This window comes from Spongiibacter sp. (assembly GCF_984394615.1).
This window is the reverse complement of the sequence record NZ_CFHTQA010000001.1, coordinates 54,625-79,285: the sequence shown is the minus strand read 5'-3', so window position 1 is coordinate 79,285 and position 24,661 is coordinate 54,625. Positions and strand designations below refer to the sequence as shown.

Sequence of the window (24,661 nt, the reverse complement as noted above, 5' to 3'; positions counted from 1 at the left end):
AGATTGGCGCCCATTTTGCGCTAAGGGATGGGGTATGCGGAGCAAACTGGTAGCGGGAAACTGGAAAATGCACGGCAGTCGTGTGGCGATCCAGAACCTGCTGGCCTCCTTGAAGGCTGAACTGCCCGCGGAACCTGGCACAGATGTGGCGGTGTTTCCTCCTTCTCTTTATGTCGCCGATGTCCTGGTGGCCTTGAGTGGCAGTCCGGTTGCCGTAGGTGCGCAGAATGTCTGTGATCAGGCGGCGCAAGGTGCCTTCACTGGAGAGGTGTCAGCGGAAATGCTGGCGGATGTCGGTTGTCGCTATGCCATTGTTGGGCATTCGGAGCGCCGGGCTCTGTACGGTGAAAGCAGTGCTGTTGTGGCCGTTAAAGTGCAGCGTTGCCTCAGTGCGGGTGTCGTACCGATTCTTTGTGTGGGTGAAACCGACGAAGAGCGAGAAGCCGGGCGGGCGCTGGACGTTGTTGCTGAGCAGTTAGATGCAGTTATGCAAACGGTAGCGGTCGGTGAGCTTTCGTCGCTGGTTGTTGCCTATGAGCCGGTCTGGGCTATTGGAACTGGCAAGACGGCCAGTCCTGAGCAAGCGCAGGATGTCCATGCGTTTATTCGCCAGCGGATTGCTGGCTACAGTGAAAAGCTTGCGGCCGGAGTTCGTATTTTGTACGGCGGCAGTGTAAAGGCGGCAAATGCTGCTGAATTGTTTAGTCAGGCCGATATTGATGGTGGTCTGGTTGGTGGCGCATCGCTGGATGCGCAAGAATTTTCCGCAATATGCCGAGCGGCGGAGTAAATGGAACAGATTATTCTTGTTGTACACGTCCTTGCTGCACTGGCCATTATTGGTCTGATTCTGGTGCAACAGGGCAAGGGTGCCGATATGGGTGCTTCTTTTGGTGCGGGTGCGTCGCAAACGTTGTTTGGTAGCGATGGTAGTGGTAATGTGCTGACCCGCGCGACAGCCATCCTGGCGACCGTGTTTTTCTTGACTAGCCTGTCATTGGCCTATGTGGCCAAGCAGCGCAGTGTTGTCGATGAAGATATCATCGATGTGCCGGTGCTTGAAGAAAGTCGCGATGTGGCGCCGGTTCCCAATGCGGAGATTCCGGCAGCGGATGCAGATATGCCGGCCGTTGGTGACATGCCGTCGGAGTCGCAGTAAGTAACAGATACGCCGAAGTGGTGGAATTGGTAGACACGCTATCTTGAGGGGGTAGTGAGCATAGCTCGTGCGGGTTCAAGTCCCGCCTTCGGCACCAACTGATGAAAGGCAGCCAAACGGCTGCCTTTTTTGTTGGGGGTTTTGAGGCTGGTATTGTTGCGGTTATATGCGTGCTGCCTTGACCTGTGCGTGGTGCCTGTCTATAATTTCGCCTCCTTTGAGCAGGTCGGCTCGATGCGGTTTTTGCCGGTCTCGAGTGCAGGGCGACATTGCTTTTTACGCAGATTTTTTAAAAGCCCCTTGCACAGGGGCTTTTTCGTATTGTCGCCATGCGTGGCGGTGATCGACAGGGATTTTCGTTAGTGGGCCTCGGGCCCATTTTTTATTGGTGGGTAGTGAATCTTGTCAGCACAGCGCGACAAACTGGAAGAACTGCTGCGGCCCGGCGTTGAAGCGCTGGGTTTCGAGCTGTGGGGCGTGGAGTATCAGTCTCACGCGCGGCAGAGCCTGCTGCGAATTTACATCGATGCTGAAAAGGGCGTGTCGGTTGATGACTGCGCCAAAGTCAGTCATCAGGTCAGTGGGGTTCTTGATGTCGAAGACCCGATTACCGGGGAATACACTCTGGAAGTGTCTTCGCCGGGAATGGATCGCCCGCTGTACCACCTGGAGCAGTATCGCCGTTATATCGGCAGTGACATTAATATCCGCCTGCGCGTCGCCTTCGAGGGGCGTCGCAAATACCAAGGTCGCCTGGTGGCGATTGAAGGTGATGAGGTGGTATTGCAGCTCGATGGGCATGAGTACCTGCTCCCCTTTGAGCAAATTGACAAAGCACAGGTCGTGCCCAGCTTTTAAGCACGATTAACCATAACAGCCGGCTACGGAACAGAGGCGGACGATGAGCAAAGAAATATTGCTGGTGGTTGAGGCAGTATCCAATGAGAAGGGGGTGTCGAAAGACATCATCTTTGAGGCCATAGAACAGGCCCTGGCGACTGCAACGAAAAAGCGCTACGAGGAAGACTCGGACATTCGAGTGGTGATTGATCGCCGCACGGGTGATTACGATACATTCCGTCGTTGGGAAGTTATGCCCGATGATGAAATGGCGCTGCTCGGTACTCAATTCACCCTGGAAGAAGCTCACGAACACGATACCAGTCTGAAGGCCGGTGATGTGTATGAGGAGCAGGTCGAGAACGTAGGCTTTGGCCGTATTGCCGCGCAAACTGCCAAGCAGGTTATCGTGCAGAAAGTGCGCGAAGCTGAGCGCGCGCAAGTGGTGGATGAGTACGCTGACCGCGTCGGTGAGCTGATTAATGGCACCGTAAAGAAAGTGACCCGTGACAGTATTATTGTAGATCTTGGCAACAACGCTGAGGCACTGCTGCCGCGCGAGGAGCTGGTCGGTCGCGAAGTCTTCCGCATCAACGATCGCGTACGCGCCATTCTGCAAGATGTGCGTCCGGAAGCTCGAGGCCCGCAACTGTTCCTCAGTCGCGCCTGCCCGGAAATGCTGATCGAACTGTTCAAAATTGAAGTGCCGGAAGTTTCTGAAGACGTGATTGAGATTCGCGCAGCGGCCCGTGATCCGGGTTCGCGCGCGAAGATCGCAGTGAAAACCAATGATGGCCGGATTGATCCCGTTGGTGCCTGTGTGGGTATGCGCGGCTCTCGTGTTCAGGCAGTTTCCGGTGAGCTGGGTAATGAGCGGGTAGATATTATTCTTTGGGATGACAACCCGGCCCAGCTCGTTATCAATGCCATGGCGCCCGCCGAGGTCGAGTCGATTGTTGTGGATGAAGACACGCACACGATGGATGTCGGCGTTGCCGAAGATAATCTGGCACAGGCGATTGGCCGTGCAGGTCAGAACGTCCGCCTTGCCAGTGAGCTGACAGGTTGGACCATCAATGTGATGAGCATTGAGGATATGTCTGCCAAGCACGAACAGGAGTCGGGGCAAATCATTGAGTCCTTCATGGAAGCGCTGGACATCGATGAAGAAGTCGCTGTGGTGCTGGTTGAAGAAGGTTTCACCACTCTCGAAGAGGTGGCCTACGTGCCGCTGGAAGAGATGATGGATATCGAAGGCTTTGATGAGGATATCGCGCAGGAGCTGCGAGCTCGTGCCAAAGATGCCCTGTTGACCCAGGCCATTGCCAGTGAAGAACAACTCGATGCGACTGAGCCAGCTGATGACCTGCTGAATATGGATGGCATGGAAAAGCATCTCGCCTTTGTGTTGGCGAGCCGCGGCATCGTAACAATGGAAGATCTGGCCGAGCAGGCTGTAGAAGATCTTCTCGATATTGATGATATGACTGAAGAGCGGGCTGCTGAATTGATTATGACTGCCCGTGCCCCCTGGTTTGCCGACGAAGACGAATCAGCAAGCTAAGCGAGTCGTACAGTTTAGGGAGATAATGAATGGCTGAAGTTACCGTGAGCCAGCTCGCCGAAGTTGTTGGCGCACCTGTGGAGCGTCTGCTCAGGCAAATGAAAGAAGCCGGTTTGTCGCACAGTTCGGCGGACGAAGTGGTGTCCGACGAAGACAAGCAAACCCTGCTCACCTTTCTTAAGCGCAGCCACGGTGAATCCACCGAGGGGCCACGCAAGATCACGCTGAAGCGCAAAACCATCAGCACCCTGAAGACGGGGTCGGGTTCCGGCAAGAAAACCGTCAATATCGAAGTTCGTAAAAAACGCACTTACGTCAAACGCGACCCTGCAGAGCTGGCGGCGGAAGCCGAGGCCGAGGAAGTGGCGCGTAAGGCCGCCGAGGCAGACACGGCTGAAGCGGTTGTGGAGGCTGAGCCCGAGGTAAGTGCGGAGCCAGCGGCCGTTGTTGAGGACGTGCGAGCAGAGGAGCCGGCCCCGGCCAGTGAGCCTGTTGTTGAAGAGGCTCCCGAGCCTGAAGCAACCCCTGAACCCGTCGTTGAACCTGAGGTAGAGGCCGAGCCAGAAGAAACTGTCGCGGAAGCGCCTGAGGTTGAAGTGGAGCCTGAGCCCGAAGCTGTTGCTGAAGAGGAGCCCAGTGCTGCGTCAGCTGCCGAGGAGGATGATCCGCGCGATCTCGATCCTGAGGTTCTTCGTCAGCGTGCGATTCTTCGCCGTAAAGAAGAAGAAGAGCGTGAGCGCGAGCGCCGTGCAGCGGTGCTGGCTGAGAAAAAACGTGAAGAAGAAGAGCGTGAGCGCCGTAAGAAAGAGCGTCAGGCTGAAGAAAACAAGAAGGCAGCGGGACCACGTCATTTGCGTGCCGCGCCAAGCAACGACGACGATGATCGTGGTCGTGGCAAGAAAGGTAAAAAAGGCCGTGGCCGTCGCGACGACTTTGATGGCGATTCAAGTGGCGGACGCCGCAAGAAGAAGACCCTGAAGCTGCCCGAAGATCAGCAGCGTCATGGTTTCCAAACGCCGACCGAGAAGATTGTTTACGAAGTCTCTATCGGGGAAACCAGCACAGCGGGTGAGCTGGCTCAGCAAATGAAAGTGAAAGCTGCTGAGGTAATCAAAGAGCTCATGAAGCTGGGCATGATGGTTACCATCAACCAGCCCTTGGATCAGGAGACCTCGCAACTGGTGGTCGAGGAAATGGGCCACAAGGTCAAGCTGATTTCCGACGATGCGCTGGAAGAGGCTCTGGAAGAAACGCTGGTTGCTAAAACTGGCGAAGGTACGCTCAAATCGCGTGCGCCTGTGGTAACAGTAATGGGGCATGTCGACCATGGTAAAACCTCGCTGCTGGATTATATCCGTAAAGCGAAAGTTGCCAGCGGCGAAGCCGGGGGGATTACCCAGCATATCGGTGCCTACCATGTAGAAACTGGTCACGGCATGATTACCTTCCTCGATACGCCCGGACACGCGGCGTTTACCGCTATGCGTGCTCGCGGTGCAAAGAGTACCGATATCGTTATCCTGGTAGTTGCGGCGGACGACGGTGTGATGCCGCAGACCGAGGAAGCGATTGTTCACGCCCGAGCTGCTGAAGTACCGCTGGTTGTGGCGGTGAACAAAATGGATAAAGAGGGCGCCGACCCTGAGCGCGTGAAGAACGAGCTGTCTCAGAAAGAAGTCATTTCTGAGGAATGGGGCGGTGATACTCAGTTCTGCTATGTCTCTGCACATAGCGGAGAAGGTATCGACGCGCTGCTCGATGCTGTACTGCTGCAAGCCGAGCTGCTGGAATTGAAGGCGGCCGACGATGTGCCGGCTCAGGGTATGGTTATTGAATCGCGCCTCGATAAAGGTCGCGGTGCAGTGGCATCGGTACTGGTTCAGCAAGGCACGCTCAAACAAGGTGACATTGTGCTGGCAGGCCAGTGCTATGGTCGCGTGCGCGCCATGCTGGATGAAAATGGCCAGCCGGTGAAATCAGCCGGTCCGTCTATTCCAGTAGAGATTCTCGGTTTGGATGGTACGCCTGAAGCCGGTGATGGCTTTGTCGTGGTCGAAAATGACAAGCGCGCTCGCGAAGTGGCTGATTTCCGTCAGTTGCGTGAGCGCGAACAGCGCATCAAGCGTCAGCAGGCTGCCAAGCTCGACCGCATGTTCGAGAGTATGGAAGCCGGTGATCGCAAGACCCTGAACGTGGTTCTGAAAGCGGATGTTCGCGGTTCACTGGAAGCCATTCAAGCGTCGCTGCTGGATTTGGGTAACGAGGAAGTGAACGTAAATATCGTCTCTGGCGGTGTCGGCGGTATCACTGAGTCTGACGTGAACCTGGCGATGACGTCTGAGTCGGTCATGTTCGGTTTTAACGTTCGTGCCGACGGCGGTGCGCGCAAACTGGCTGAAAACGAAGGCATTGATCTGCGCTACTACAGTGTTATCTATGACCTGATTGATGACGTGAAGTCGGCGCTTAGCGGTATGCTCAGCCCCGAAATGCGCGAAGAGATCGTGGGTATTGCCGAAGTGCGCGACGTCTTCCGTTCGCCCAAGTTTGGCGATATCGCCGGCTGTATGGTGGTCGAAGGCACGGTGTATCGCAGCAAGCCGATTCGCGTTCTGCGCGATGACGTGGTGATCTATGAAGGCGAGCTGGAATCGCTGCGCCGCTTCAAAGATGACGCCAATGAAGTGAAGGCGGGTCTTGAGTGTGGTATTGGTGTGAAGAACTATAAGGATGTGCGCCCCGGTGACAAGATCGAGGTGTTTGAGGTGAAAGAAATTGCCCGCAGCCTGTAAAACTGCCCTGTCGCGAGGCCGTTGCCAATGAAAGAATTCAGCCGCACGGCCCGCATCGCCGACTTCCTGAAGCGGGAGCTGGGGACGTTGATCCAGCTTGAGCTTCGGGACCCGCGCATTGGCATGGTGAGTGTGACCGACGCTGAAGTCAGTCGCGACCTCAGTCATGCCAAGGTGTATGTCACGGTGATGGGTAAAAACACCGCTCAGGAGGCTGAGGAATCGTTGGCCGCGTTGAATAAGGCCGCTGGTTTCCTTCGCAGTCAGGTGGCGCGAATTAATAACGCGCGTACAACGCCGCAGCTCCGTTTCTACTTTGACTCCTCTATCGACCGCGGTCAGCGCCTGAGTGCACTGATTCAAAAAGCGGTGGATTCTGATCGCAGCCGCCAGGCCGACAACGACGGCGAGGCCTGAGCTTGGGGCGTCGTCGCAAAGGTCGCTCGGTTAGCGGCATTCTGGTTCTTGATAAGCCCCTGGAGCGCAGTTCGAACTCTGCCATGATTGTGGCGAGGGCGATCTATAAAGCGGCCAAGGCGGGGCACACCGGTGCGCTCGATCCGCTGGCCAGTGGTGTGTTGCCTATCTGCTTTGGCGAAGCCACCAAATTCTCCCAGTACCTGCTGGACGCCGACAAGGTGTATCGCACCACGGTGATTGTTGGTGAGCGCCGCAGTACCGGTGATGCCGAAGGCGAGATCATTGCCGAGGCGGATGCCTCGGCAATGACGCGAGAGGCGGTCGAAGCCGTGCTGTCGCAGTTTCGCGGCGATATTTTGCAAGTGCCGCCGATGCATTCGGCACTCAAGCGAGATGGTAAACCGCTCTACGAGCTGGCGCGTCGAGGGCTTGAAGTCGAGCGTGAAGCCCGGCCGGTGACGATCAGTCGCCTGGAGCTGGAAAGCTTTGTGCCGGGGGAGCGCGCCGAAGTCAGTTTGCTGGTGCATTGCAGCAAGGGAACCTATATCCGCTCGTTGGCGGAGGATATTGGCGAAGCGCTGGGGCTCGGCGGCTACGTTGCGGCGCTGCGTCGACTGCAGGCAGGGCCGTTTGAAGAATCTCAGGCGTTGAGCTTCGAGCAGCTTCAGCCGCTGCGAGATCGCGAGGCATTTGACGAGCTGGACACCCTGCTGCTGCCGCTGGACTCAGCGCTGCAGCATATTCCGTCGGTATCGCTGAGCGATACGACAGCCGATTTCCTCGTGCAGGGGCAGGCGGTATTCGTGCCGAAATTGCCCGAAGGGCCCTTGTTACGACTCTACCGGGGTGGCGATGCTCAGCCACAGTTTATGGGAATCGGGGAAATATTGGATGATGGGCGTGTTACGCCTCGTCGTTTGCTGGCAAATATGTGATAATGCGCCGCTGGTTTGTCGGCCTAGCCCAAACCGGAACTGTATCTGAAGGGAAGACCTTCCGAACCTGTCTGTAGATATGCACGGTCAGGCTCGTTTATTCACGCATATCAGAGAGGAAATACCCATGGCACTGTCTGCTGCTGAAAAAGCTGAAGTTGTAAAAGAGTATCAAACTGCCGAAGGCGATACCGGTTCTCCGGAAGTTCAAGTTGCACTGTTGACCGTTAACATCAACAAGCTGCAAGGCCACTTTGAAGGCCACAAGAAAGACCACCACTCTCGCCGTGGTCTGATCCGTATGGTTAACCAGCGCCGCAAGCTTCTGGATTACCTGAAGCGCAAAGATCAGGAGCGTTACAGCAAGCTGATCAAAAGTTTGGGTCTGCGTCGCTAAAAGAAGAATAACTGAGGGGGCCGACGGCCCCCTCATACTTTTGTAACCCCTTTTTAGGGAGGTAATAATCTGTGAATCCCGTTTCAAAAACCTTCCAGTGGGGCGGTCACACCGTCACTCTGGAGACTGGCCGCATCGCCCGACAGGCGACCGGCGCAGTTCTGGTCACCATGGACAAAACACAAGTGTTGTGTACCGTGGTTGCCGCCAAATCCGCCAAGCCTGGCCAGGACTTTTTCCCGCTGTCTGTGCACTACCAAGAGCGCAGCTATGCGGTGGGCAAAATCCCCGGTGGTTTCTTCAAGCGTGAAGGTCGCCCGTCAGAGAAAGAAACGCTGACCTCACGTCTGATCGACCGTCCGATTCGTCCGCTGTTTCCCAATGGCTTCAAAAACGAAGTGCAGGTCGTCTGTACGGTCATGTCTTCTGAGAAAGATGTCGACCCGGATATTGCCGCACTGATTGGTACCTCCGCGGCCCTGGCCGTTTCGGGTATCCCTTTCTCCGGTCCTATTGGTGCTGCCCGTGTTGGCTTCACTGCTGAAGACGGTTACCTGCTGAACCCGACTTACAGCCAGCTCAAAGGTAGCTTGCTGGACATGGTGGTTGCAGGGACTCAAGACGCGGTTCTGATGGTTGAGTCAGAGGCGCAAGAGCTGACCGAAGACCAGATGCTGGGTGCCGTGCTGTATGCGCATCAGGAAATGCAGGCCGCGATCAAGGTGATCAACGAGCTGGCCGCCGAAGCCGCCAAGCCCGCCTGGGACTGGCAGCCTGAGCCCGAAGACACAGCCCTGATGGCCGCTGTTGCCGAGGGTTTCAAAGCCGGTCTGGGCGATGCTTACCGCATTACTGACAAAATGCAGCGTTACGCTGAAGTCGGTAAACTGCGCGATCAAGCTGTTGAGCAACTGGCTTCCGGCGATGCGCCGCAGTTTGATGCAGAAGATGTGAAAGGCGTTTTCGGCAAGCTGGAAAAACAAATTGTTCGTCAGCGCATCCTGAATGGCGAGCCTCGCATCGACGGTCGCGATGGCCGTACTGTGCGTCCCATCTCTGTTGAAGTCGGCATGCTGAACAAGGCGCACGGCTCTGCGTTGTTCACCCGTGGTGAAACTCAGGCGATTGGTGTTGCCACGCTGGGTACGACCCGTGACGCGCAGTTGATTGACGCACTGGAAGGCGAGCGCAAAGACAACTTCATGCTGCACTACAACTTCCCTCCCTACTCGGTAGGTGAGTGTGGTCGTATGGGCGGCACCGGTCGCCGCGAAATCGGTCACGGCCGCCTGGCCCGTCGCGGTCTGGCTGCGGTACTGCCGACGGCTGAGGAATTCCCGTACACCGTTCGTGTGGTATCGGAAATCACCGAATCCAACGGTTCCAGCTCCATGGCTTCAGTCTGTGTTGGCAGTCTGTCGCTGATGGACGCCGGTGTGCCGCTGAAAGCGCCTGTTGCCGGTATCGCGATGGGTCTGGTTAAAGAAGGTGAGCGCTTTGCGGTGCTGACCGACATTCTCGGCGACGAAGACCACCTGGGCGACATGGACTTTAAAGTGGCCGGTACTGCCGACGGTATCACTGCTCTGCAGATGGATATCAAGATCGAAGGTATCACCCAGAAGATTATGGAAGTGGCTCTGGAGCAGGCTCAGCAAGCGCGTCTGCATATCTTGGGTCAGATGAACCAGGTACTGTCTGCGTCTCGCGATGGTGTTTCCGACAACGCACCGAGCATGCACGTGATGAAAGTCGACTCCGACAAGATTCGCGACATCATCGGTAAAGGCGGTGCAACGATCCGTGGTATCTGTGAAGAAACTGAAGCGCAGATCGACATCGAAGACGATGGCACCGTGCGGGTATACGGTGCTGATGCGGCGTCTCGCGATGCCGCCGTGGATCGTATTCTGGCGATCACCGCGGAAGCCGAGGTGGGTGAAACCTATCTGGGTACTGTGGCACGCATCGTTGACTTCGGTGCCTTCGTGACCATCCTGCCGGGTAAAGACGGTCTGGTGCACATCTCTCAGATTTCTGATGAGCGTGTCGAGAACGTCAATGACTACCTGAAAGAAGGTCAGCAGGTGAAAGTCAAAGTGCTGGACGTAGATCAGCGCGGCCGTATCAAGCTGTCGATGAAAGAAGTCGATGCTGAGGAAGCGGCGACCAGCGAAGAATAAGCCTTCGCTGAGCTGTACTGAAAACCCCGCCACGGCGGGGTTTTTTGTGCCTGAAATACCGCCGCGTCTCAACTTGCGGAATTTGCAGTGATTATCGCTAGACAAGGCTTAGTGCTGTGATAATCTCAGATTCAGCGCCATTTTGGTGCGAAGGGAATCTACAACAAGAGGAACAATTATGAAAAAAGTGCTGATTGCATCGGCGTTCCTGGCGGCTTCCAGTGCCAGCTTCGCTGTCGCTCCCGGTGGTCCTAACTGTGGTTGGGGCAACATGCTGTTCTCTGGTCAGTCAGGCCTGCCCGCTCACCTCGTTGCCTCTATTACTAATGGCACATCCGGTAACGCCAGCTTCGGCATGACCTCAGGTACCAACGGTTGTTCTGCCAACGGCACGCTGACTTATGGCGGAAAATCCATGGTGAATCTGGGACAGATCATGGATGAGTTCTCCGAAGACGTTGCCATGGGTGATGGTGAAGCACTGACGGCTGTAGCGGTATCAATGGGCATCGCAGAAGAAGATCGTGCGCTGTTCAAGCAAACGCTGCACAGCAATTTCGACAGCCTGTTCCCTGCAGCCAATGTTGATGCAGAAGCTGTGATGGGCTCAATTGTCAGCTTGATGAAGCAAGACGCGACACTGTCTAAGTACGTGTCTTGATGCGCGCGAACTACTAAACAGCGCGACGACGGCCCTGCGGGGCCGTTTTTTTATCATGGACAGGGCGCATGCGTTTCCTAATTTTCAGTGTGGCACTCAGTGTGCTGATGCCTGCAATCGCCAATGCGGGCCTCGACAAGCAACTCGACAAGTTCAGTCAGGATCCGCAATGGCGGGCCCTGCTGCATTACCCTCGCTCTGGCGCGCAAAGCTACGTTGATGATCCGCGTTTTTTCTTGAGTCCGTCTGGTCACCTTGATCCTTTGGCGGAGTTGCAGGCGACGCGACGCGAGTTTATTTCCCAGCCCCTTCGACGCTGTGACTATCCGGCTCGGGCTCAGTGGTTGGTGGATCGTTCTTTGATTCCTGCGTCGGCGCCGGTGTGTGACGAGTACCGCGAATGGCGAGAGACCCTGGACGTTCAGCAAGTCTCGCTGGTGCTGGCGGCGAGCTACCTCAATAGCCCGTCATCCATGTACGGTCACACGTTTTTGCGTTTTACCCCGGGAGGAGACCGCAGTCGCTCCGATTTCCTTGCCTATGCGCTTAACTTCGGTGCCAATATCCCTCCCGGTGAAAACGATATTTTGTATGCGTACCGGGGCCTCTTTGGCGGTTATCCCGGCTTGTTCAGCATGCAGCCTTACTACCAGAAAATTCAGGAATACAGCCGGCTGGAAAACCGCGATATGTGGGAGTATCAGCTAAACCTGAGTATGGCGGAAATGGATCGCCTTCTGCGCCATGTCTGGGAATTGCGCGATATTAACTTCGACTATTTTTTCTTCGACGAAAACTGTTCTTTCCGTTTGCTGGAGTTGTTGGAAGTCGCACGCCCCGGTATCGATCTCACCAGCCCTTTCGAGTATGCCGCCATGCCGGTCGATACCGTGCGTGCAGTGGTGGATGCGAAAATGGTCGACGAGGTGAAATATCGCCCCTCGAAACGACTGGAGCTGGAGACGCTGCTGGAGACACTCAGCGAGTCGGAGCAGGAATGGGTGAGGCGCCTGGCAGCAGGCGAGGTCGATGACCTGGATAGCGCATTAGCCCAAAGTCGTCAGGCGCAGATAGTATTTACTGCCTACCGCTACTTGCGCTACCAGAGTAATCGAGACGTTCGCAGTGAGGAGGTGGCAGAGCGAAGCTTGCGCCTTCTTCGTCAGGCAAAGGCTTTGCAAGCCGCTGACGATATTGCGGTGACGCCCCCTGCTCGATCGGATTTTGGACATCGTACCTCCCTGTTGGCGGTGAATGCCGGGTGGCGTGACCTGTCGGACGCGTCGGCGCAGGCGTCGCTGGCCTATGCCGATCTCAACTATCGCATCAGCTATCACGATGCGTTGGATAGCCAATCAGGCTATCCGCCTGGTGCCACGTTAGTGATGGGAGATATAAACCTGCGCTGGCAGGAGCGGGAGGGCTTGCGTCTTCAGGAGTTCACCATCATGGATATACGCTCTCTGTCGCCGCGGGACGAATTTTTCTCACCGATCAGCTGGCAGGTGAATTTTGGTCTGGAGCGACTGGATGATGCGCCGAGTCAGCCTCTTGTTGCGCAACTGAGCGCGGGCGGTGGCGTCAGTACAAAATGGCTTGGTGGCATTGCATACGCCATGCCCGGTGTGCGCATGGAATACAACAGTGATTTTCGAGAGGATTGGCGTCTGGCGCCGATGGTCAATATCGGTCAAGTCTGGCAGGGGGCGGTGTTGTCGGCGGAATTGGCTGCGCGGTGGATGGATTTCTCCGGTGCCGGTCAGCGCAAACAGCTCAGTGCGACGGCCAACTATGCCTATCAAGCGGATCGCGCGTGGCGACTACAGCTTGATTATCGCGATCAGCCCTGGGGCGATTCGCTAGGGGTTGAGCTCAGTTGGCGGCGCTTCTTCTGATGCGCATTCTCCGTGCTTTCAGTCTTGTGCTGCTCGTCGGTTTGCTGTCGGGCTGCGAAGCCCTGTTGTTCTATCCCCAGTCGACGCTGTTGCGCACACCGGCGGAGGTCGGAGTTACCTACGAGGATGTCGTGCTAGATGGCGAGGGTGGCGTGACGCTTCACGCGTGGTGGTTGCCCGCCGAGACTCCCCGGGCGACTCTGATCTTCGCGCATGGCAATGCGGAAAATATCAGCACCCACTTGGCCGGTGTGTACTGGTTGCCTGCGCAGGGAATCAATGTGCTGCTGGTGGATTATCGCGGATACGGCCGCTCTACCGGTTATCCCAGTGTGGCGGGGGCGGTCAGCGACTTACAAGTGGCCGTGCGCTGGCTTGAGGACAAGGAAACGGGCCTGCCCTGGTTCGCCCTGGGGCAGAGCTTGGGGGCCAGTTTGATGGGGGCGGCGGTGACTGGCCTGCCACCGGACGGGCGTCGACACCTCGCGGGTGTCGTATTGGATGCCGGTTTCAGTGAGTATGCCCGGATTGCCAAAGAACAGGCGGCGAAGCATTGGCTGACGTGGAGTTTTCAGTATCCCGCTGCGTGGGCGATGCCGGATGGCTACGATTTATCCGAAAGTGTGCCGGCTATTTCGCCTGCACCGTTACTGCTGATTCACGGTGAGCGGGACGCGGTGATTGGCGTTGAGCATGCGCGGCGTTTATATGCGGCGGCGAAAGCTCCGAAGCAATTATTTCTTTACGATGGCGGGCATATTGAAACCTTTCAACGCCCTGAAGGTCGGGAGGCGCTGCTGGACTTTATTGCCAGCAGCCTGAGGCAGTGGGCTCCACCAGATTAGTGCTGGTGCCCACCTTCGCCGTGGGCGTGGCCGTGGGCTTGTTCGTCGGCGGTGGCTTCGCGCACACTGTCGATCCGAATACGGAAGGTGAGCGTTTTGCCTGCCAAGGGGTGGTTGCTGTCGATATCGACAGAGAATTTCCCGACTTTCAGTACGGTGGCCGTGCGCATGCCCTGGTCAGTATTGAAGCGGACGATTTGCCCGGGCTTCAGTTTGCCTTCGTGTTTCAGGTATTTGGCGGGGATGCGCTGACGCTGATTTTCCTGAACAATGCCATAGGCCTGCTCGGGTGGTAGCGTGGTTTCGAATTCTTCGCCGGCTTCCCGTCCCGCAAAGGCTTTTTCCAGGCCGGGGAGAATGTTGTTGGCGCCGTGTAGATACAGCGTAGCGGTTTCGTCAAAGTTACTTTCGAGTACGTCGCCGCTGCTGTCGCGCAGTTCGTAGTGAAAGGCAACCACGCTGTTTTTGTCGATCTGCATTGCTCCCCCTGAAATAATCTGTCTGATGGCGTGTTCAAGGCGCGTATAGTACCGCCAGATTCCCGGCCGGGATAGCGCTGAAGACCGGGCCGACTAAAGACGGAGTGGAAAATGGGCGAGGTAGTGAAATTCGGCCCGCGAAAACGGAAGCCGACGGCACAGAGTAGTCTGTGTCGGGAAGGGCATCATAAGTGGAAAGTTGAAAAGAACAGTCAGTTTGATGTGAAGCAGGGGCGTTTGGTCACGGTATATCGCTGTGAACGCTGTGGTAAACGCAAAACGACCGCGCAGTAGTGCGCGGCACGGTTAATTGGCGAGTTCCTGATCCAGTTCGTCGCTGATCAGCGCCAGCCAGTTCTGGGCTTCGTCCAGGCCCTCGACGGCTTTTACGACGCAGGCGATGCCCAACAAATGTTCCATCAACAGTTTTCGCATGGGAACATTGTTCTCTTGCGCCTGTTCCTGTAGAAACAGGAACGCCTGTGCGCTAATGTCGTCGATCTGCATCTGTTGTGCGTTTTCCCGGTAATCGGATAACGTCACTACTTTTGATACTGCCATGTCGCAACCCTCCGCATCATGTGGAGCCAGTATAGGTCGCTGTGCCTGGCAAAACGCTTCGTAATTACACGTATGAGCGGATCTGTCATCTCTCAGTGAATATCGAGAAAGAGTAACCCGTATTTATGTCAGACAATATTGTGATCGGTGCCGACGGCGTCGAGCAGATTCCCCTGAAGTCCTACACCGAGAAGGCGTATCTGGATTACTCCATGTACGTCATTCTCGATCGCGCGCTGCCGAATATTGCCGATGGCCTGAAGCCAGTGCAGCGGCGCATTGTGTATGCCATGAGCGAACTCGGTCTGAAGGCCAGCGCCAAGTACAAAAAGTCGGCGCGCACCGTGGGCGATGTTATCGGTAAGTTCCACCCCCACGGCGACAGCGCGGTATATGAAGCCATGGTGCTGATGTCACAGGATTTCTCCTACCGTTATCCGCTGATTGACGGTCAGGGGAACTGGGGGTCACCGGATGATCCCAAGTCCTTCGCCGCCATGCGATATACCGAGTCGAAACTGACGAACTATGCCGAAGTACTGCTCAGTGAACTGGGACAGGGCACGGTGGACTGGGTGCCAAACTTTGACGGTGCGTTGGACGAGCCGGCGACACTGCCTGCACGGGTGCCCAATATTCTGCTCAATGGCACCACCGGCATTGCTGTGGGCATGGCGACGGATATTCCGCCACACAATCTTCGCGAGGTGGTCAGTGCCTGCCTGCGACTGCTCGATGAGCCGAAAGCGAGTGTTGCCGAGTTGTGTGAGCACGTGAAAGGGCCGGATTTCCCGACCGATGCTGAGTTGATCACGCCGCCGGAAGATATTCGCAAGATGTACGAGACCGGTCGCGGTTCATTGCGAATGCGCGCCGTGTGGCATCGCGAACAGGAAGATATTGTGGTGACGGCGCTGCCGCACCAGACCTCGGGCTCCAAAGTGCTGGAGCAGATCGCTCAGCAAATGCAGGCCAAGAAGCTGCCGATGGTCGTAGATTTACGCGACGAGTCCGACCACGAAAACCCAACGCGGCTGGTGATTGTGCCGCGCTCGAATCGCGTTAATGCCGAGTCGCTGATGAACCACTTGTTTGCGACCACCGATCTGGAGCGCAGCTACCGGGTTAACCTGAATATGATCGGCATTGATGGTCGCCCGCAGGTAAAAAGTCTGGATTGCATTCTCAATGAGTGGCTGGAGTTTCGGACCCAGACCACCCGGCGCCGTCTGGAATTCCGTCTGGATAAAGTGCTCAAGCGACTGCATATCCTCGATGGCCTGCTGGTCGCCTTTCTCAATATTGATGAAGTCATTGCCATCATTCGTGAAGAGGACAAGCCCAAGCCGGTGCTGATGGCGCGTTTTGGTATCAGCGATATTCAGGCTGAAGCGATTCTGGAACTGAAGTTGCGCCACTTGGCGAAACTGGAAGAAATGAAAATTCGCGGCGAGCAGGACGAGCTTTCCAAAGAGCGCGATGACCTGGAGCAGACGCTGGGTTCGACGCGCCGCATGAAGAACCTGCTGCGCAAGGAATTGACCGCCACCGCCGAGGAGTACGGCGACGATCGCCGTTCGCCGCTGGTGCAGCGTGACGAAGCCCGGGCCTTTGCCGAAGAAGACATTGTGGCGGCCGAACCGATTACCGTCGTGTTGTCTGAAATGGGGTGGATTCGGGCGGCGAAGGGCCATGATATCGACCCAGAATCGCTGAACTACAAATCCGGCGATCGCTTCAAGCTGGCCGCGCGCGGACGCAGTAATCAATCGGTGCTGATTCTCGACAGTACCGGCCGTGGCTATAGTCTACCCGGGCATAATTTGCCCTCGGCGCGGGGGCAGGGCGAGCCGCTGACCGGGCGTATCAATCCGCCGTCAGGGGTAAGCTTTGAAGGCATGCTGATGGGGGGCGATGACAGCCATTACCTGCTGGCCTCTGATGCGGGCTATGGCTTTATCGCCAAACTGGGTGAGCTGCACGGCAAGAACAAAGCGGGCAAGGCGACGCTCAGTTTGCCCAAGGGGGCGAGGGTGATGTCGCCCGTGCCCGTAGGGGGCATTGACGAGCACTATGTGGTGGTGATCAGTAGCGAAGGCCGCATGTTGGTGTTCCCGGCCAGCGATCTGCCGATCATGGCGCGCGGCAAGGGCAATAAGCTGTTGGGAATTCCCTCGGCGCGAGCGGCCAGCCGCGAAGAACTGCTGGTGGCAATGGCGGTGATGGGTTCTGCAGACAGTATTAAGGTGCTGTCGGGCAAGCGCCACCTGACACTGAAACTGTCCGAGTTGGAACACTATCTGGGTGAGCGCGGCCGCCGCGGCCACAAACTGCCCAGAGGTTTCCAGAAAGTCGACGGACTGGAGTTAGTGCCGGGCGCCTAAGCGTCTTCGGTTTCTTCAGACGACATGTCGTTTTTGAGCTGACTCAGACTGAGCTGTTTCAACTGCATGTGCTGGCGGTTGAGCAGCTCGTCGTAGGGTGGTTTCAGGCTGCCGACGCGATTGCCGCGGCAGCTTACCCAGGCATCCAGTCGCTCGTGATGACGGCAGTTGTCATCCAGCCAGATACCCTGCCCGCTCGCGGTAATGTCGTGCAGCTGATCTACCGTCTCACACTCTTTCGCTGCAATTTGCCAGGGGGCACCCTGTTCGCAAATGCGCGCAATACCCGGACGAATTTTCAGGCTGCGATCCAGCTTTTGCAGCAGGTCGGCGGCGCACAGCGCCCGGAACAACGGCGGGTCGCAGTCTTCCAGTTCAAAGAACCGCAGAGTAATGGCGTGGTGGCGACGCAGCATTAATTCGCCATGGTAGAGGCGGGCGATGGCCTCGCTGCGGGCATAGGTGGTATCAATCTGTTCGGCAAAGTGTGCCGGGCTCATCTTCTGTTTCAGATCGTCATAGGCCTGCCATTGGCAGTGCAATACCACGTAGTCGCGGTAGCGGTAGTCGTCGGCCTGCATCAGACGAATCTGTGGATTGTGAATTTCGTCGAGTAAGTCTCCCAGGCAATCCTCACCGGGATAATCACTTACGTCATCCTGCATGGGTTGCGCCAGTCGTTGGCGCGCATGCTGGATGTGGCGTTCGATATTGCGCATAGGGACGGCCAGCAGCGCATAACTCAGGCAGCAGAGAATCGCGGTGAGCAGCAGGAGTGTTTTGCCGAGGTCGCGAATTTCATTGCCGATCAATTCGCTGCTCAGCGACAGCTCCACCTGCCCGAGGCGTCCGTCGGCTGCCACACCCGCCTGGTAGTGCAGGTGTTGTTCGCTGCGCACGCCGGCTTCCGCCAGCGCATTGCCGCGGCTGTCTTTGATGCTGCCGTAGACGATCAATGGGCTGTTGATATAGTCCTGCAAAATGGCCTGCAGACTGACGCGGTCATTGCGCAGCAGCGACTGCTGGCTCTGTGAAGCCAGTTGATTTGTCCACTGCTGGCCTATGAGGCGAGTCGTTTCCAGCAGAATCTGTTTGCTTGCGGTCATGCTGGTAATCAGCAGCGTCAGCCCTGCCAGGGCGCAGATCAGAGCGGCTACCAAGCCACATTTGGCGGACAGTGGCAGGCGTAAAAGCTGTTTCAGCATGGCGTGTTCCCGGGCTGAAGAGTGAGGTTGCTGGCGCGAGTATAGCAAGCCTGCAGCGGCGGTAGGCAGGCTTCTTCGCACAGCTGTGAAATTGTGGCCTTTCGCGCATGGTGTGCTTGGGCGAAACCGGCAGTCCCGCTACAATAGCGCGCAAACCAAGGGGGCAGTGTGAACGAAATCATCATGATCAATATCGCCGGCGACGATCGCCCCGGCGTGACCAGCTCGATTACCGGTATTCTCGCCGATCACGAGGTGACGGTGCTTGATATTGGTCAGGCGGTGATTCACGACAGCCTGTCACTGGGGCTGCTGGTGTCACTGCCAGCGGGCACTGAAGCGGCGAGCATCCTCAAAGATGTACTGTTTCGCTGCCATGAAATGCAGTTGCAGGTGCGCTTTCTCCCGGTTGAGGCCGAGCGTTATCAGCAGTGGGTGGCGGGGCAGGGCAAGCAGCGGCATATCGTCACGCTGCTGGCGCGCAAGATCAGTGCCCGGCACATTGCCCGGGTGACCGAGATTGTGTCTCGCTACGGTTTGAATATCGACCGTATTGATCGCTTGTCGGGCCGCGTGCCACTCGAGGGCGTCGACGAGCAAGCCAAGGCCTCGGTGGAGTTGTCGGTGCGGGGCAATCTGGTGGACGCGTCAGACTTTCGCCGGGAGCTGCTGCAGCTGGCCAGCGCCATGGATATCGATATTGCCTATCAGGAAGACAGTATGTTCCGGCGCACCCGCCGCCTGGTGGCCTTCGATATGGATTCCACGCTGATCGAGGCTGAAGTGATCGACGAGCTGGCCCGGGCTGCCGGAGTCGGTGAGCAGGTGGTGGAAATCACCGAGCGGGCGATGCGCGGCGAGATTGATTTCAAAGAGAGCTTTGCCGCGCGGGTGGCTTTGCTCAAGGGGCTGGACGAGTCCGTGCTCGAAGGGATCGCGCAGGCTCTGCCGATTACCGAAGGCGCCGAGCGCCTGGTGTCGACGCTCAAGCGTCTCGGCTATAAAACGGCGATTCTGTCGGGCGGCTTTACCTACTTCGGGCGCTTTTTGCAGGAGCGCTTGGGAATCGACTATGTCTATGCCAACGAGCTGGCTATCCAGGATGGCAAAGTCACCGGCGAGGTCAGTGGTGTGGTGGTGGATGGCCAGCGTAAGGCCGAGCTATTGCAGGAAATTGCCCGCAAGGAAGGCATTGATATGGAGCAGTGCATCGCGGTCGGTGACGGTGCCAACGACCTGCCCATGCTGAGCATTGCCGGTTTGGGGATTGCATTCCGGGCCAAACCGATTGTGCGGGAAAATGCCAAACAGTCGATTTCGACATTGGGCTTGGACGGCATTCTTTATTTGCTGGGGATCAGTGACCGTCTCACTTCACCGCATCAGCCGAACGTCGCGAACTCGTAGCTCATCTCCGGCGACGGATCCTGCACATAGCTGCCCTGAATAAAGTCGGGGCCCAGCTGCCACAATACGGCCAGACTGGCGGCACTGCTCACATTGGGGATCAATACCCGGCTGTTCAGGCGGCGCCCGCCTTCAATAATATCGCGAATTTCTTCGGTGCTCAGGCTGTCAGTCTTGCGCACGCCGGGTTTGATCAGGCGCGGCTGCACATGCTGAAGGAACTTATTGCCACCCTTGCTGCGACCAAAGTTGCGCACGGCTACGCCTACGCCCATGTCTGCCAGCTGTCGGCAACAGTCCAATGCCGGCTTCAGGGAGTTGGCGATACTCTCTTCGCTGAATTGCAGAGTGACGGCGCTGCCGGGCAGACCGGCGGCTTTCATCGCAACACCCAGCCAGGAACAGAATTCTTCATCGTGAAAGACATTGCCGCTGAGATTGATCGTCAGGTTAATGTCGTCGCCATCACCGCGGCGTTTGGCTAGTTGTTTGGTGGTTTCGACCACGATCCAGCGATCGAGCTTGTTGTTGCCGGGGTCGCCCTCGATGGCGCGAAGCATTTCGCCGGCGGTGACTTCGCCTTCCTGCCAGTCGCGAATATCCAGAAACGACTCGTAGTAATCACCGTCGGCCTCACTGAGGTTAATGATCGGTTGAAATAAAATTTGCAGTCGCTCGTCGGCGAAGGCTTCATCGATCACGTCGCTGATGCTGCCCCGGCTTTGAAGCTGTTGGCGATCCCGGTGATAAATCTCGGCGTGATTGCCGCCGGATTGCGCTAGTCGCTGCAGGCTATCGTAGCCGTTGTCCATTAACGAGGCTGCGTGCGGCGCGGTAAGGTGGTTGATGGGCAGAATAATCGCGCTCAATGTGCACTGCTGCGATTGTTTCCGCACCTCAAAAATTTCCCCCTCGATGGCTCTAAGCAGTTCGTTCGCCATTTCCAGCGCGCGCTGGCTGGGTACGTGGTGCGCGATCACGGCAATCATGTCATCGGTAATGCGACCGTAGTGTTGTGCCGGCAGCAGCGTCTGAATGCGCTCGCTGAGGTGCTCAAACAGCAATTCCACGCCTGACAGTTTGAGGTCATGGCGGTGCTTGCTGAAGTTATCCAGCTTGAGGATGAGCAGCGTGCTGTTACTGTTGCGCTGGGTGTCGACAAAGTCCTGAAGCAGTTGCTGGAAGTACCGGCGATTAGCCAGTCCCGTGGACGGGTCGAGGTGGCCAGTGGCTGCTTCCGTCGAATTGTCATGCAGGGTGAGTTGAATGCATGCCTCGCCATCGTAGCTGGCATTGTCGCAGTGAATACTGGCTTTGAACTCCTGATTGTCGGCATCGACAAAGCTGACTTCAAACTGGGTGCCCTGATCTGTCTGCGACTGTTTTTTCAGTGCGTTCTTGAAGCGCTCCTGATCCTTGTTGGCGATCAGGTCGACAATCGGAAAACCGTCCAGCTCTTCCTGATTCATGCGCTGGCAGAACAGTTCGTTGGCATAGATGATCATGCCGTCGGTGATGTAGCAAACCGCGTCCTGATGGGTATTAAGAAGCAGGCTGTTGCGCTGCTGTTCTTCCTGCAGTGCCTGTTGCGTGGCGGTTAGCTCGCGGCGGGTTTCCAGGGCCTGCAGTTCCCGCTGTGCCAGCATGAACAAGCGACTGCGATTGTGGCTGCTGAGAATCAGGCTCACTGCCTCATCGGGCAGTGGAAGCCCCTCGTCGTCATTGAGGTAGATAAGAGGCAGATCACAGCTCAGGTGCCGCAAAATTTTGCCGCATTGCTCAATCGGCAGGCTGGAGCGCATGGCGTCGAAGAAAATGAGATCCCAGCGCTCGTCGCCAAGCAGCTTTTCCAGCTGTGGCCCATCGCTGATACTGCGTGTATGCGCAACCTTACCCGCCCGGCGAAAGGTGCTGACGATGTCCTCGGCGTCGTCGTCCGACAGGCCGATGAACAGCAGTTTGTTGGCAGAATTACGGGTCATAGTGCCTCAGATACTGAGCGCAATACAGGCGCTTGTCTCTACAGAATATCCCATATTTTATGGAAGTCGGCTTCGCCTTCATCATCGCGGTGTGACGCGGTGAGCTTTCCTTCGCTTACTGGCGGGGTGCGTCCTTGATCCCGGTAACTGAATAGCTTGAATGCGGTTGAACTGTCGAGGCAGTCGCCAAGCTTGATGCGCATAACATGGCCGGGTCGCACGAGTTCGACGGTCTGCCCGGCAGAGAATGACGCTGTGCTGGTAAGCATGATGCGAGCATCGTTGTTTTGCGGGTCGCTGGGAACAAGTAGTGCACGCTGAAACTCTTCGACAGGCAGCCCGGCCTGAACAGGTCGTGCGCTGTAGGGCGTTGCGGCTGAGGCCACGACTTCCACGCCCATCTGATGGCTGTCATCACTGCGCAGCCAGCGGACGATGGCAACACGCCAGCTGTCGTAGTCATTGGTTTTGATGCCGATGACCTCCCCTGTACGGATGCGCAGGGTTGGTGAATCTGGCCATTCGATCCGATAGCCATTGCTGCTGCTGTCGAGGAGCCGGGCACGCAGGTAGCTGTACTGGGCTTCTGCTTTTCCGGCTACTGGACCGTCCTGGGGTAAGCGGTAGTCAATATTTTCGATTTCCGCCGAACCATGACGACTGACGCCCCAGGTCGGTAGTGTTTCTCCTTCCACTTCGCGAGTGTCGTGACTGCTTATCTGCGACCAGGGGTCACCCTCTTGTGTTTTTCCACTGTAGGGGTCCGGGCGGAGGTGGGCATCATCGCCGTCGATTTCGAACTGCTCGAACGGCATTTGATTTGCGGCGTAATAATGTGTGGGGTTCATGCCCACGGTGATCAGCGCTGTTTCATTGCAGGGGATGCGCTCAGAGGCTCGGACCGTCGCTGCGCTCCAGGCGATACTGAGCTGTGCCAGTAGCGACTCCGGCATTTTAATGGACTTGCCCTGCGAGGAAGGAGGAATCAGGTGCAGTAATTTGGCGCTGCCACCCTGAAGTGCGCGAGTATCGATGCCCAGCCAGCCGGGTGCCGGAGCCCGGTTGGCCAGTTCACGGTAAAGCGGTGGGCGATCTTCTTCCGGATCTAACAGGAAGACACAGCTCTCCAGGCCCTTGTTGCGCAGCTCGACATGCGCCGTCCAGTAGTTCAAGCCAACAAATACCTGCTCCATATACCGCTGTGGCATCTGATGACAGCGGCTGCAGGCGAGCATCAATGGTCGCAGGTAGGCTTGTTCGAGCGTGCCGCTGCCCCGGGACTTGTCACTGATTTTCGCGCGCTCCAGTTTGTGGAGCTGAGCGGCGTGGAAAATATTGTGCAGGTTCAGCCAGAAGCGCGAACCTGGTGAGCGGTACAGTTGGTAGGTGCGCAGCAGTACCGACGCGTGTTCGGTCATCGCCCGATGCAGACAGGCCGCCATCGTTTCTTTGGGCTTGAGCAGGCGTGATTCCAGCTCCATGGCGATGAATGCCTGACAGTAGCCCTGCGCGAGTACGGTATTGAGCGTATCGGCCAGCAGGACAATTTTTTCCGCTTTTTCCGGCAGTACGATGGCTTTATTCAGGTAATGCTGAGCCAGGCCGTCGGTGATGTAGTGCACATGAGGTCTAAATTTTTCGAGAATATCGAAGCGGTCTTTGCCTTTGCAGCGAACGTGACTTAATTCACCCAGCGCTTGGTAGAGACGGCGGGTCGTCTCGCCGAGATTGGCGCGGGGCAGCGTATCCAGCCATTTGCCCACAGCAGTGGCGTTCAGCACAAACAGGCTGTGCTGATGGCGATTGATTTCTGGCAAGGGTACCAACAGGCTGGAGGTGCTGTTCATTGTCGTCCGCTTTTTTATGACAGGGCGATAAATATCGATGGCTGCTCAGAATTGTTTTCTACGCGTTACACCATCATAGCGCAAGTGGGCGTTTGCTTAGAGCCCCGGGTTCTTCCCGAACCAGTTTGGGCACCAGATAGCCCGGTAGTCGGGCAAGCATCGCTTCGGCGAGCGCGACGGCGTCCTCGTCGCTGCGCTCAAAATGACTGGCGCCGTTCACTTTGTCCAAGACATGTAAATAGTAGGGTAGCACTCCACAGGCGAATAGACGTCGACTCAGCGCAGATAGCGTGTCGGCGTTGTCATTGATGCCGAGCAATAACACGCTTTGGTTGAGCAGTGTAAACCCCCGGTGCTTCAAAGCGAGGAGGGCGGCTTCGCTGTGGCTATCCAGTTCATTGGTGTGATTGCTGTGGATCACTATGACCGTCTGCAGCCTTGGGTGCTCGAGACTGTCCAGTAGCGTCTCGGTAATCCTCGCCGGTAACACCAGCGGCATGCGGGTGTGCAGGCGCAGGGTGGTGACGTGGTCGATGGCGGCCAGTCGGTCGCGCAGACTGGCCAGATAGTCATCGGGCAGTGACAGTGGGTCACCGCCACTGAGGATGACTTCGCTGATTTCTGGGTGACTGGCAATATAGTCGATGGCCTGCTGCCAGTCTGCCAGACTGGGCCGGTTGTCGTTGTAGGGGAAATTGCGCCGGAAGCAATAGCGACAGTGAACCGCGCAGGCCGGGCTGGTAATCAGCAGCACCCGCCCGTGGTATTTGTGGATCAGCCCGGGTATGGGGTTGGCGCTGGCCTCGTCGAGGGGGTCGTCGCTGTAGCCGGGTGTAACGTCGACCTCGGCCTGCTGTGGCAATATCTGCAGCAACAGGGGGTCTTCCCAGTCGCCGACTTGCATCTTGGCGACGAAGGCCTCGGTCACGCGCAGGGGAAAGCTTCGCAGCGCCGCACTGAGGTCCGGGCGCTCCTCCGGGTTTAGCTGCAAACGCTCGAACAGTTGCTGCGGGTCGCGAATCATTGAGCGGTACTGTTCCTGCCAATCTGCAGTCTGCCAATATGGCGCGTTAAGAGGTATCATGTTGCCCTTTTTCAATTACGC

20 protein-coding genes and 1 tRNA gene are annotated in these 24,661 nt (G+C 57.0%); 15 read left to right on the top strand and 6 right to left on the bottom strand.

The window, feature by feature from the left end:
- Window positions 1-34: 34 nt before the first annotated feature.
- The 13 genes from tpiA (at window position 35) to AC5DB9_RS00285 (ending at window position 13,691) form a co-directional block, all read left to right on the top strand.
- Window positions 35-790 (top strand): triose-phosphate isomerase, encoded by a 756-nt coding sequence (tpiA, locus tag AC5DB9_RS00345; protein WP_272992410.1) that lies wholly within the window; start codon window positions 35-37, stop codon window positions 788-790.
- A complete protein-coding gene (secG, locus tag AC5DB9_RS00340; protein ID WP_022958520.1) occupies window positions 791-1,159 on the top strand; it encodes a preprotein translocase subunit SecG in 369 nt (122 codons plus the stop codon). It abuts the gene before it with no gap.
- 11 nt (window positions 1,160-1,170) lie between these two features.
- Window positions 1,171-1,256 (top strand) — tRNA-Leu (locus AC5DB9_RS00335).
- A 305-nt stretch (window positions 1,257-1,561) separates the two neighbouring features.
- Entirely contained in the window at window positions 1,562-2,017 is a 456-nt protein-coding gene (gene rimP, locus AC5DB9_RS00330) for a ribosome maturation factor RimP (protein ID WP_022958519.1), read from the top strand.
- 43 nt (window positions 2,018-2,060) lie between these two features.
- The gene (gene nusA / locus AC5DB9_RS00325) at window positions 2,061-3,563 is read left to right on the top strand and encodes a transcription termination factor NusA (RefSeq protein WP_022958518.1); all 1,503 of its coding nucleotides are present in this window, start codon (window positions 2,061-2,063) and stop codon (window positions 3,561-3,563) included.
- A gap of 29 nt (window positions 3,564-3,592) precedes the next feature.
- On the top strand, window positions 3,593-6,355 hold the full coding sequence (gene infB, locus AC5DB9_RS00320) for a translation initiation factor IF-2 (protein ID WP_272992416.1): 2,763 nt from the start codon (window positions 3,593-3,595) through the stop codon (window positions 6,353-6,355).
- A gap of 27 nt (window positions 6,356-6,382) precedes the next feature.
- On the top strand, window positions 6,383-6,772 hold the full coding sequence (rbfA, locus tag AC5DB9_RS00315) for a 30S ribosome-binding factor RbfA (protein WP_272992419.1): 390 nt from the start codon (window positions 6,383-6,385) through the stop codon (window positions 6,770-6,772).
- Between the two features lie 2 nt (window positions 6,773-6,774).
- Window positions 6,775-7,710, top strand: coding sequence for a tRNA pseudouridine(55) synthase TruB (gene truB, locus AC5DB9_RS00310; RefSeq protein WP_272992422.1), 936 nt, complete (start codon window positions 6,775-6,777; stop codon window positions 7,708-7,710).
- Between the two features lie 127 nt (window positions 7,711-7,837).
- Window positions 7,838-8,107 (top strand): 30S ribosomal protein S15, encoded by a 270-nt coding sequence (gene rpsO / locus AC5DB9_RS00305; protein WP_022958514.1) that lies wholly within the window; start codon window positions 7,838-7,840, stop codon window positions 8,105-8,107.
- A 71-nt stretch (window positions 8,108-8,178) separates the two neighbouring features.
- Entirely contained in the window at window positions 8,179-10,290 is a 2,112-nt protein-coding gene (pnp, locus tag AC5DB9_RS00300) for a polyribonucleotide nucleotidyltransferase (RefSeq protein WP_022958513.1), read from the top strand.
- A gap of 178 nt (window positions 10,291-10,468) precedes the next feature.
- Complete coding sequence (locus AC5DB9_RS00295; protein ID WP_022958512.1) at window positions 10,469-10,951, top strand: DUF3015 domain-containing protein; 483 nt, start codon at window positions 10,469-10,471, stop codon at window positions 10,949-10,951.
- A 68-nt stretch (window positions 10,952-11,019) separates the two neighbouring features.
- Window positions 11,020-12,846, top strand: coding sequence for an Lnb N-terminal periplasmic domain-containing protein (locus AC5DB9_RS00290; protein ID WP_272992431.1), 1,827 nt, complete (start codon window positions 11,020-11,022; stop codon window positions 12,844-12,846).
- Entirely contained in the window at window positions 12,828-13,691 is an 864-nt protein-coding gene (locus tag AC5DB9_RS00285) for an alpha/beta hydrolase (RefSeq protein WP_272992435.1), read from the top strand. The genes AC5DB9_RS00290 and AC5DB9_RS00285 overlap by 19 nt, the downstream gene beginning before the upstream one ends.
- On the opposite strand, the gene AC5DB9_RS00280 is transcribed toward AC5DB9_RS00285, so the two are convergent.
- Together AC5DB9_RS00280 and AC5DB9_RS00275 are read right to left on the bottom strand one after the other, a co-directional pair.
- Complete coding sequence (locus AC5DB9_RS00280) at window positions 13,688-14,170, bottom strand: FKBP-type peptidyl-prolyl cis-trans isomerase (protein ID WP_272992438.1); 483 nt, start codon at window positions 14,168-14,170, stop codon at window positions 13,688-13,690. The two genes, AC5DB9_RS00285 and AC5DB9_RS00280, sit on opposite strands and share 4 nt — an antisense overlap.
- A 306-nt stretch (window positions 14,171-14,476) precedes the next feature.
- The gene (locus AC5DB9_RS00275) at window positions 14,477-14,731 is read right to left on the bottom strand and encodes a hypothetical protein (RefSeq protein WP_022958507.1); all 255 of its coding nucleotides are present in this window, start codon (window positions 14,729-14,731) and stop codon (window positions 14,477-14,479) included.
- Window positions 14,732-14,856: 125 nt separating this feature from the next.
- Between AC5DB9_RS00275 and parC the strand changes: the two genes are divergently transcribed.
- On the top strand, window positions 14,857-17,115 hold the full coding sequence (parC, locus tag AC5DB9_RS00270) for a DNA topoisomerase IV subunit A (RefSeq protein WP_272992443.1): 2,259 nt from the start codon (window positions 14,857-14,859) through the stop codon (window positions 17,113-17,115).
- Here the strand turns inward: parC and AC5DB9_RS00265 are convergent.
- Complete coding sequence (locus AC5DB9_RS00265; protein WP_272992446.1) at window positions 17,112-18,320, bottom strand: hypothetical protein; 1,209 nt, start codon at window positions 18,318-18,320, stop codon at window positions 17,112-17,114. The two genes, parC and AC5DB9_RS00265, sit on opposite strands and share 4 nt — an antisense overlap.
- Window positions 18,321-18,488: 168 nt before the next feature.
- On the opposite strand from AC5DB9_RS00265, the gene serB reads away from it, so the two are divergent.
- Window positions 18,489-19,727 carry a phosphoserine phosphatase SerB gene (gene serB / locus AC5DB9_RS00260; protein WP_022958504.1) on the top strand — a complete coding sequence of 413 codons (1,239 nt, stop codon included), beginning with the start codon at window positions 18,489-18,491 and terminating at the stop codon, window positions 19,725-19,727.
- On the opposite strand, the gene AC5DB9_RS00255 is transcribed toward serB, so the two are convergent.
- The 3 genes from AC5DB9_RS00255 to epmB form a co-directional block, all read right to left on the bottom strand.
- On the bottom strand, window positions 19,703-21,709 hold the full coding sequence (locus AC5DB9_RS00255; protein ID WP_272992451.1) for an EAL domain-containing protein: 2,007 nt from the start codon (window positions 21,707-21,709) through the stop codon (window positions 19,703-19,705). The two genes, serB and AC5DB9_RS00255, sit on opposite strands and share 25 nt — an antisense overlap.
- A gap of 38 nt (window positions 21,710-21,747) precedes the next feature.
- Window positions 21,748-23,556: a cyclic-di-GMP receptor FimW-related protein gene (locus AC5DB9_RS00250; protein ID WP_272992454.1), complete on the bottom strand. Its 1,809-nt coding sequence runs from the start codon at window positions 23,554-23,556 to the stop codon at window positions 21,748-21,750.
- Window positions 23,557-23,629: 73 nt separating this feature from the next.
- Complete coding sequence (epmB, locus tag AC5DB9_RS00245) at window positions 23,630-24,640, bottom strand: EF-P beta-lysylation protein EpmB (protein ID WP_272992457.1); 1,011 nt, start codon at window positions 24,638-24,640, stop codon at window positions 23,630-23,632.
- Between the last annotated feature and the right edge of the window lie 21 nt (window positions 24,641-24,661).

Excerpts from the sequence above, each read along its gene's own strand:
- tpiA (WP_272992410.1), top strand. The coding sequence starts at position 35 with ATGCGGAGCAAACTGGTAGCGGGAAACTGGAAAATGCACGGCAGTCGT.
- secG (WP_022958520.1), top strand. The coding sequence starts at position 791 with ATGGAACAGATTATTCTTGTTGTACACGTCCTTGCTGCACTGGCCATT.
- nusA (WP_022958518.1), top strand. The coding sequence starts at position 2,061 with ATGAGCAAAGAAATATTGCTGGTGGTTGAGGCAGTATCCAATGAGAAG.
- infB (WP_272992416.1), top strand. The coding sequence starts at position 3,593 with ATGGCTGAAGTTACCGTGAGCCAGCTCGCCGAAGTTGTTGGCGCACCT.
- rbfA (WP_272992419.1), top strand. The coding sequence starts at position 6,383 with ATGAAAGAATTCAGCCGCACGGCCCGCATCGCCGACTTCCTGAAGCGG.
- rpsO (WP_022958514.1), top strand. The coding sequence starts at position 7,838 with ATGGCACTGTCTGCTGCTGAAAAAGCTGAAGTTGTAAAAGAGTATCAA.
- AC5DB9_RS00295 (WP_022958512.1), top strand. The coding sequence starts at position 10,469 with ATGAAAAAAGTGCTGATTGCATCGGCGTTCCTGGCGGCTTCCAGTGCC.
- AC5DB9_RS00290 (WP_272992431.1), top strand. The coding sequence starts at position 11,020 with ATGCGTTTCCTAATTTTCAGTGTGGCACTCAGTGTGCTGATGCCTGCA.
- AC5DB9_RS00280 (WP_272992438.1), bottom strand. The coding sequence starts at position 14,170 with ATGCAGATCGACAAAAACAGCGTGGTTGCCTTTCACTACGAACTGCGC.
- AC5DB9_RS00275 (WP_022958507.1), bottom strand. The coding sequence starts at position 14,731 with ATGGCAGTATCAAAAGTAGTGACGTTATCCGATTACCGGGAAAACGCA.
- parC (WP_272992443.1), top strand. The coding sequence starts at position 14,857 with ATGTCAGACAATATTGTGATCGGTGCCGACGGCGTCGAGCAGATTCCC.
- AC5DB9_RS00265 (WP_272992446.1), bottom strand. The coding sequence starts at position 18,320 with ATGCTGAAACAGCTTTTACGCCTGCCACTGTCCGCCAAATGTGGCTTG.
- AC5DB9_RS00255 (WP_272992451.1), bottom strand. The coding sequence starts at position 21,709 with ATGACCCGTAATTCTGCCAACAAACTGCTGTTCATCGGCCTGTCGGAC.
- AC5DB9_RS00250 (WP_272992454.1), bottom strand. The coding sequence starts at position 23,556 with ATGAACAGCACCTCCAGCCTGTTGGTACCCTTGCCAGAAATCAATCGC.
- epmB (WP_272992457.1), bottom strand. The coding sequence starts at position 24,640 with ATGATACCTCTTAACGCGCCATATTGGCAGACTGCAGATTGGCAGGAA.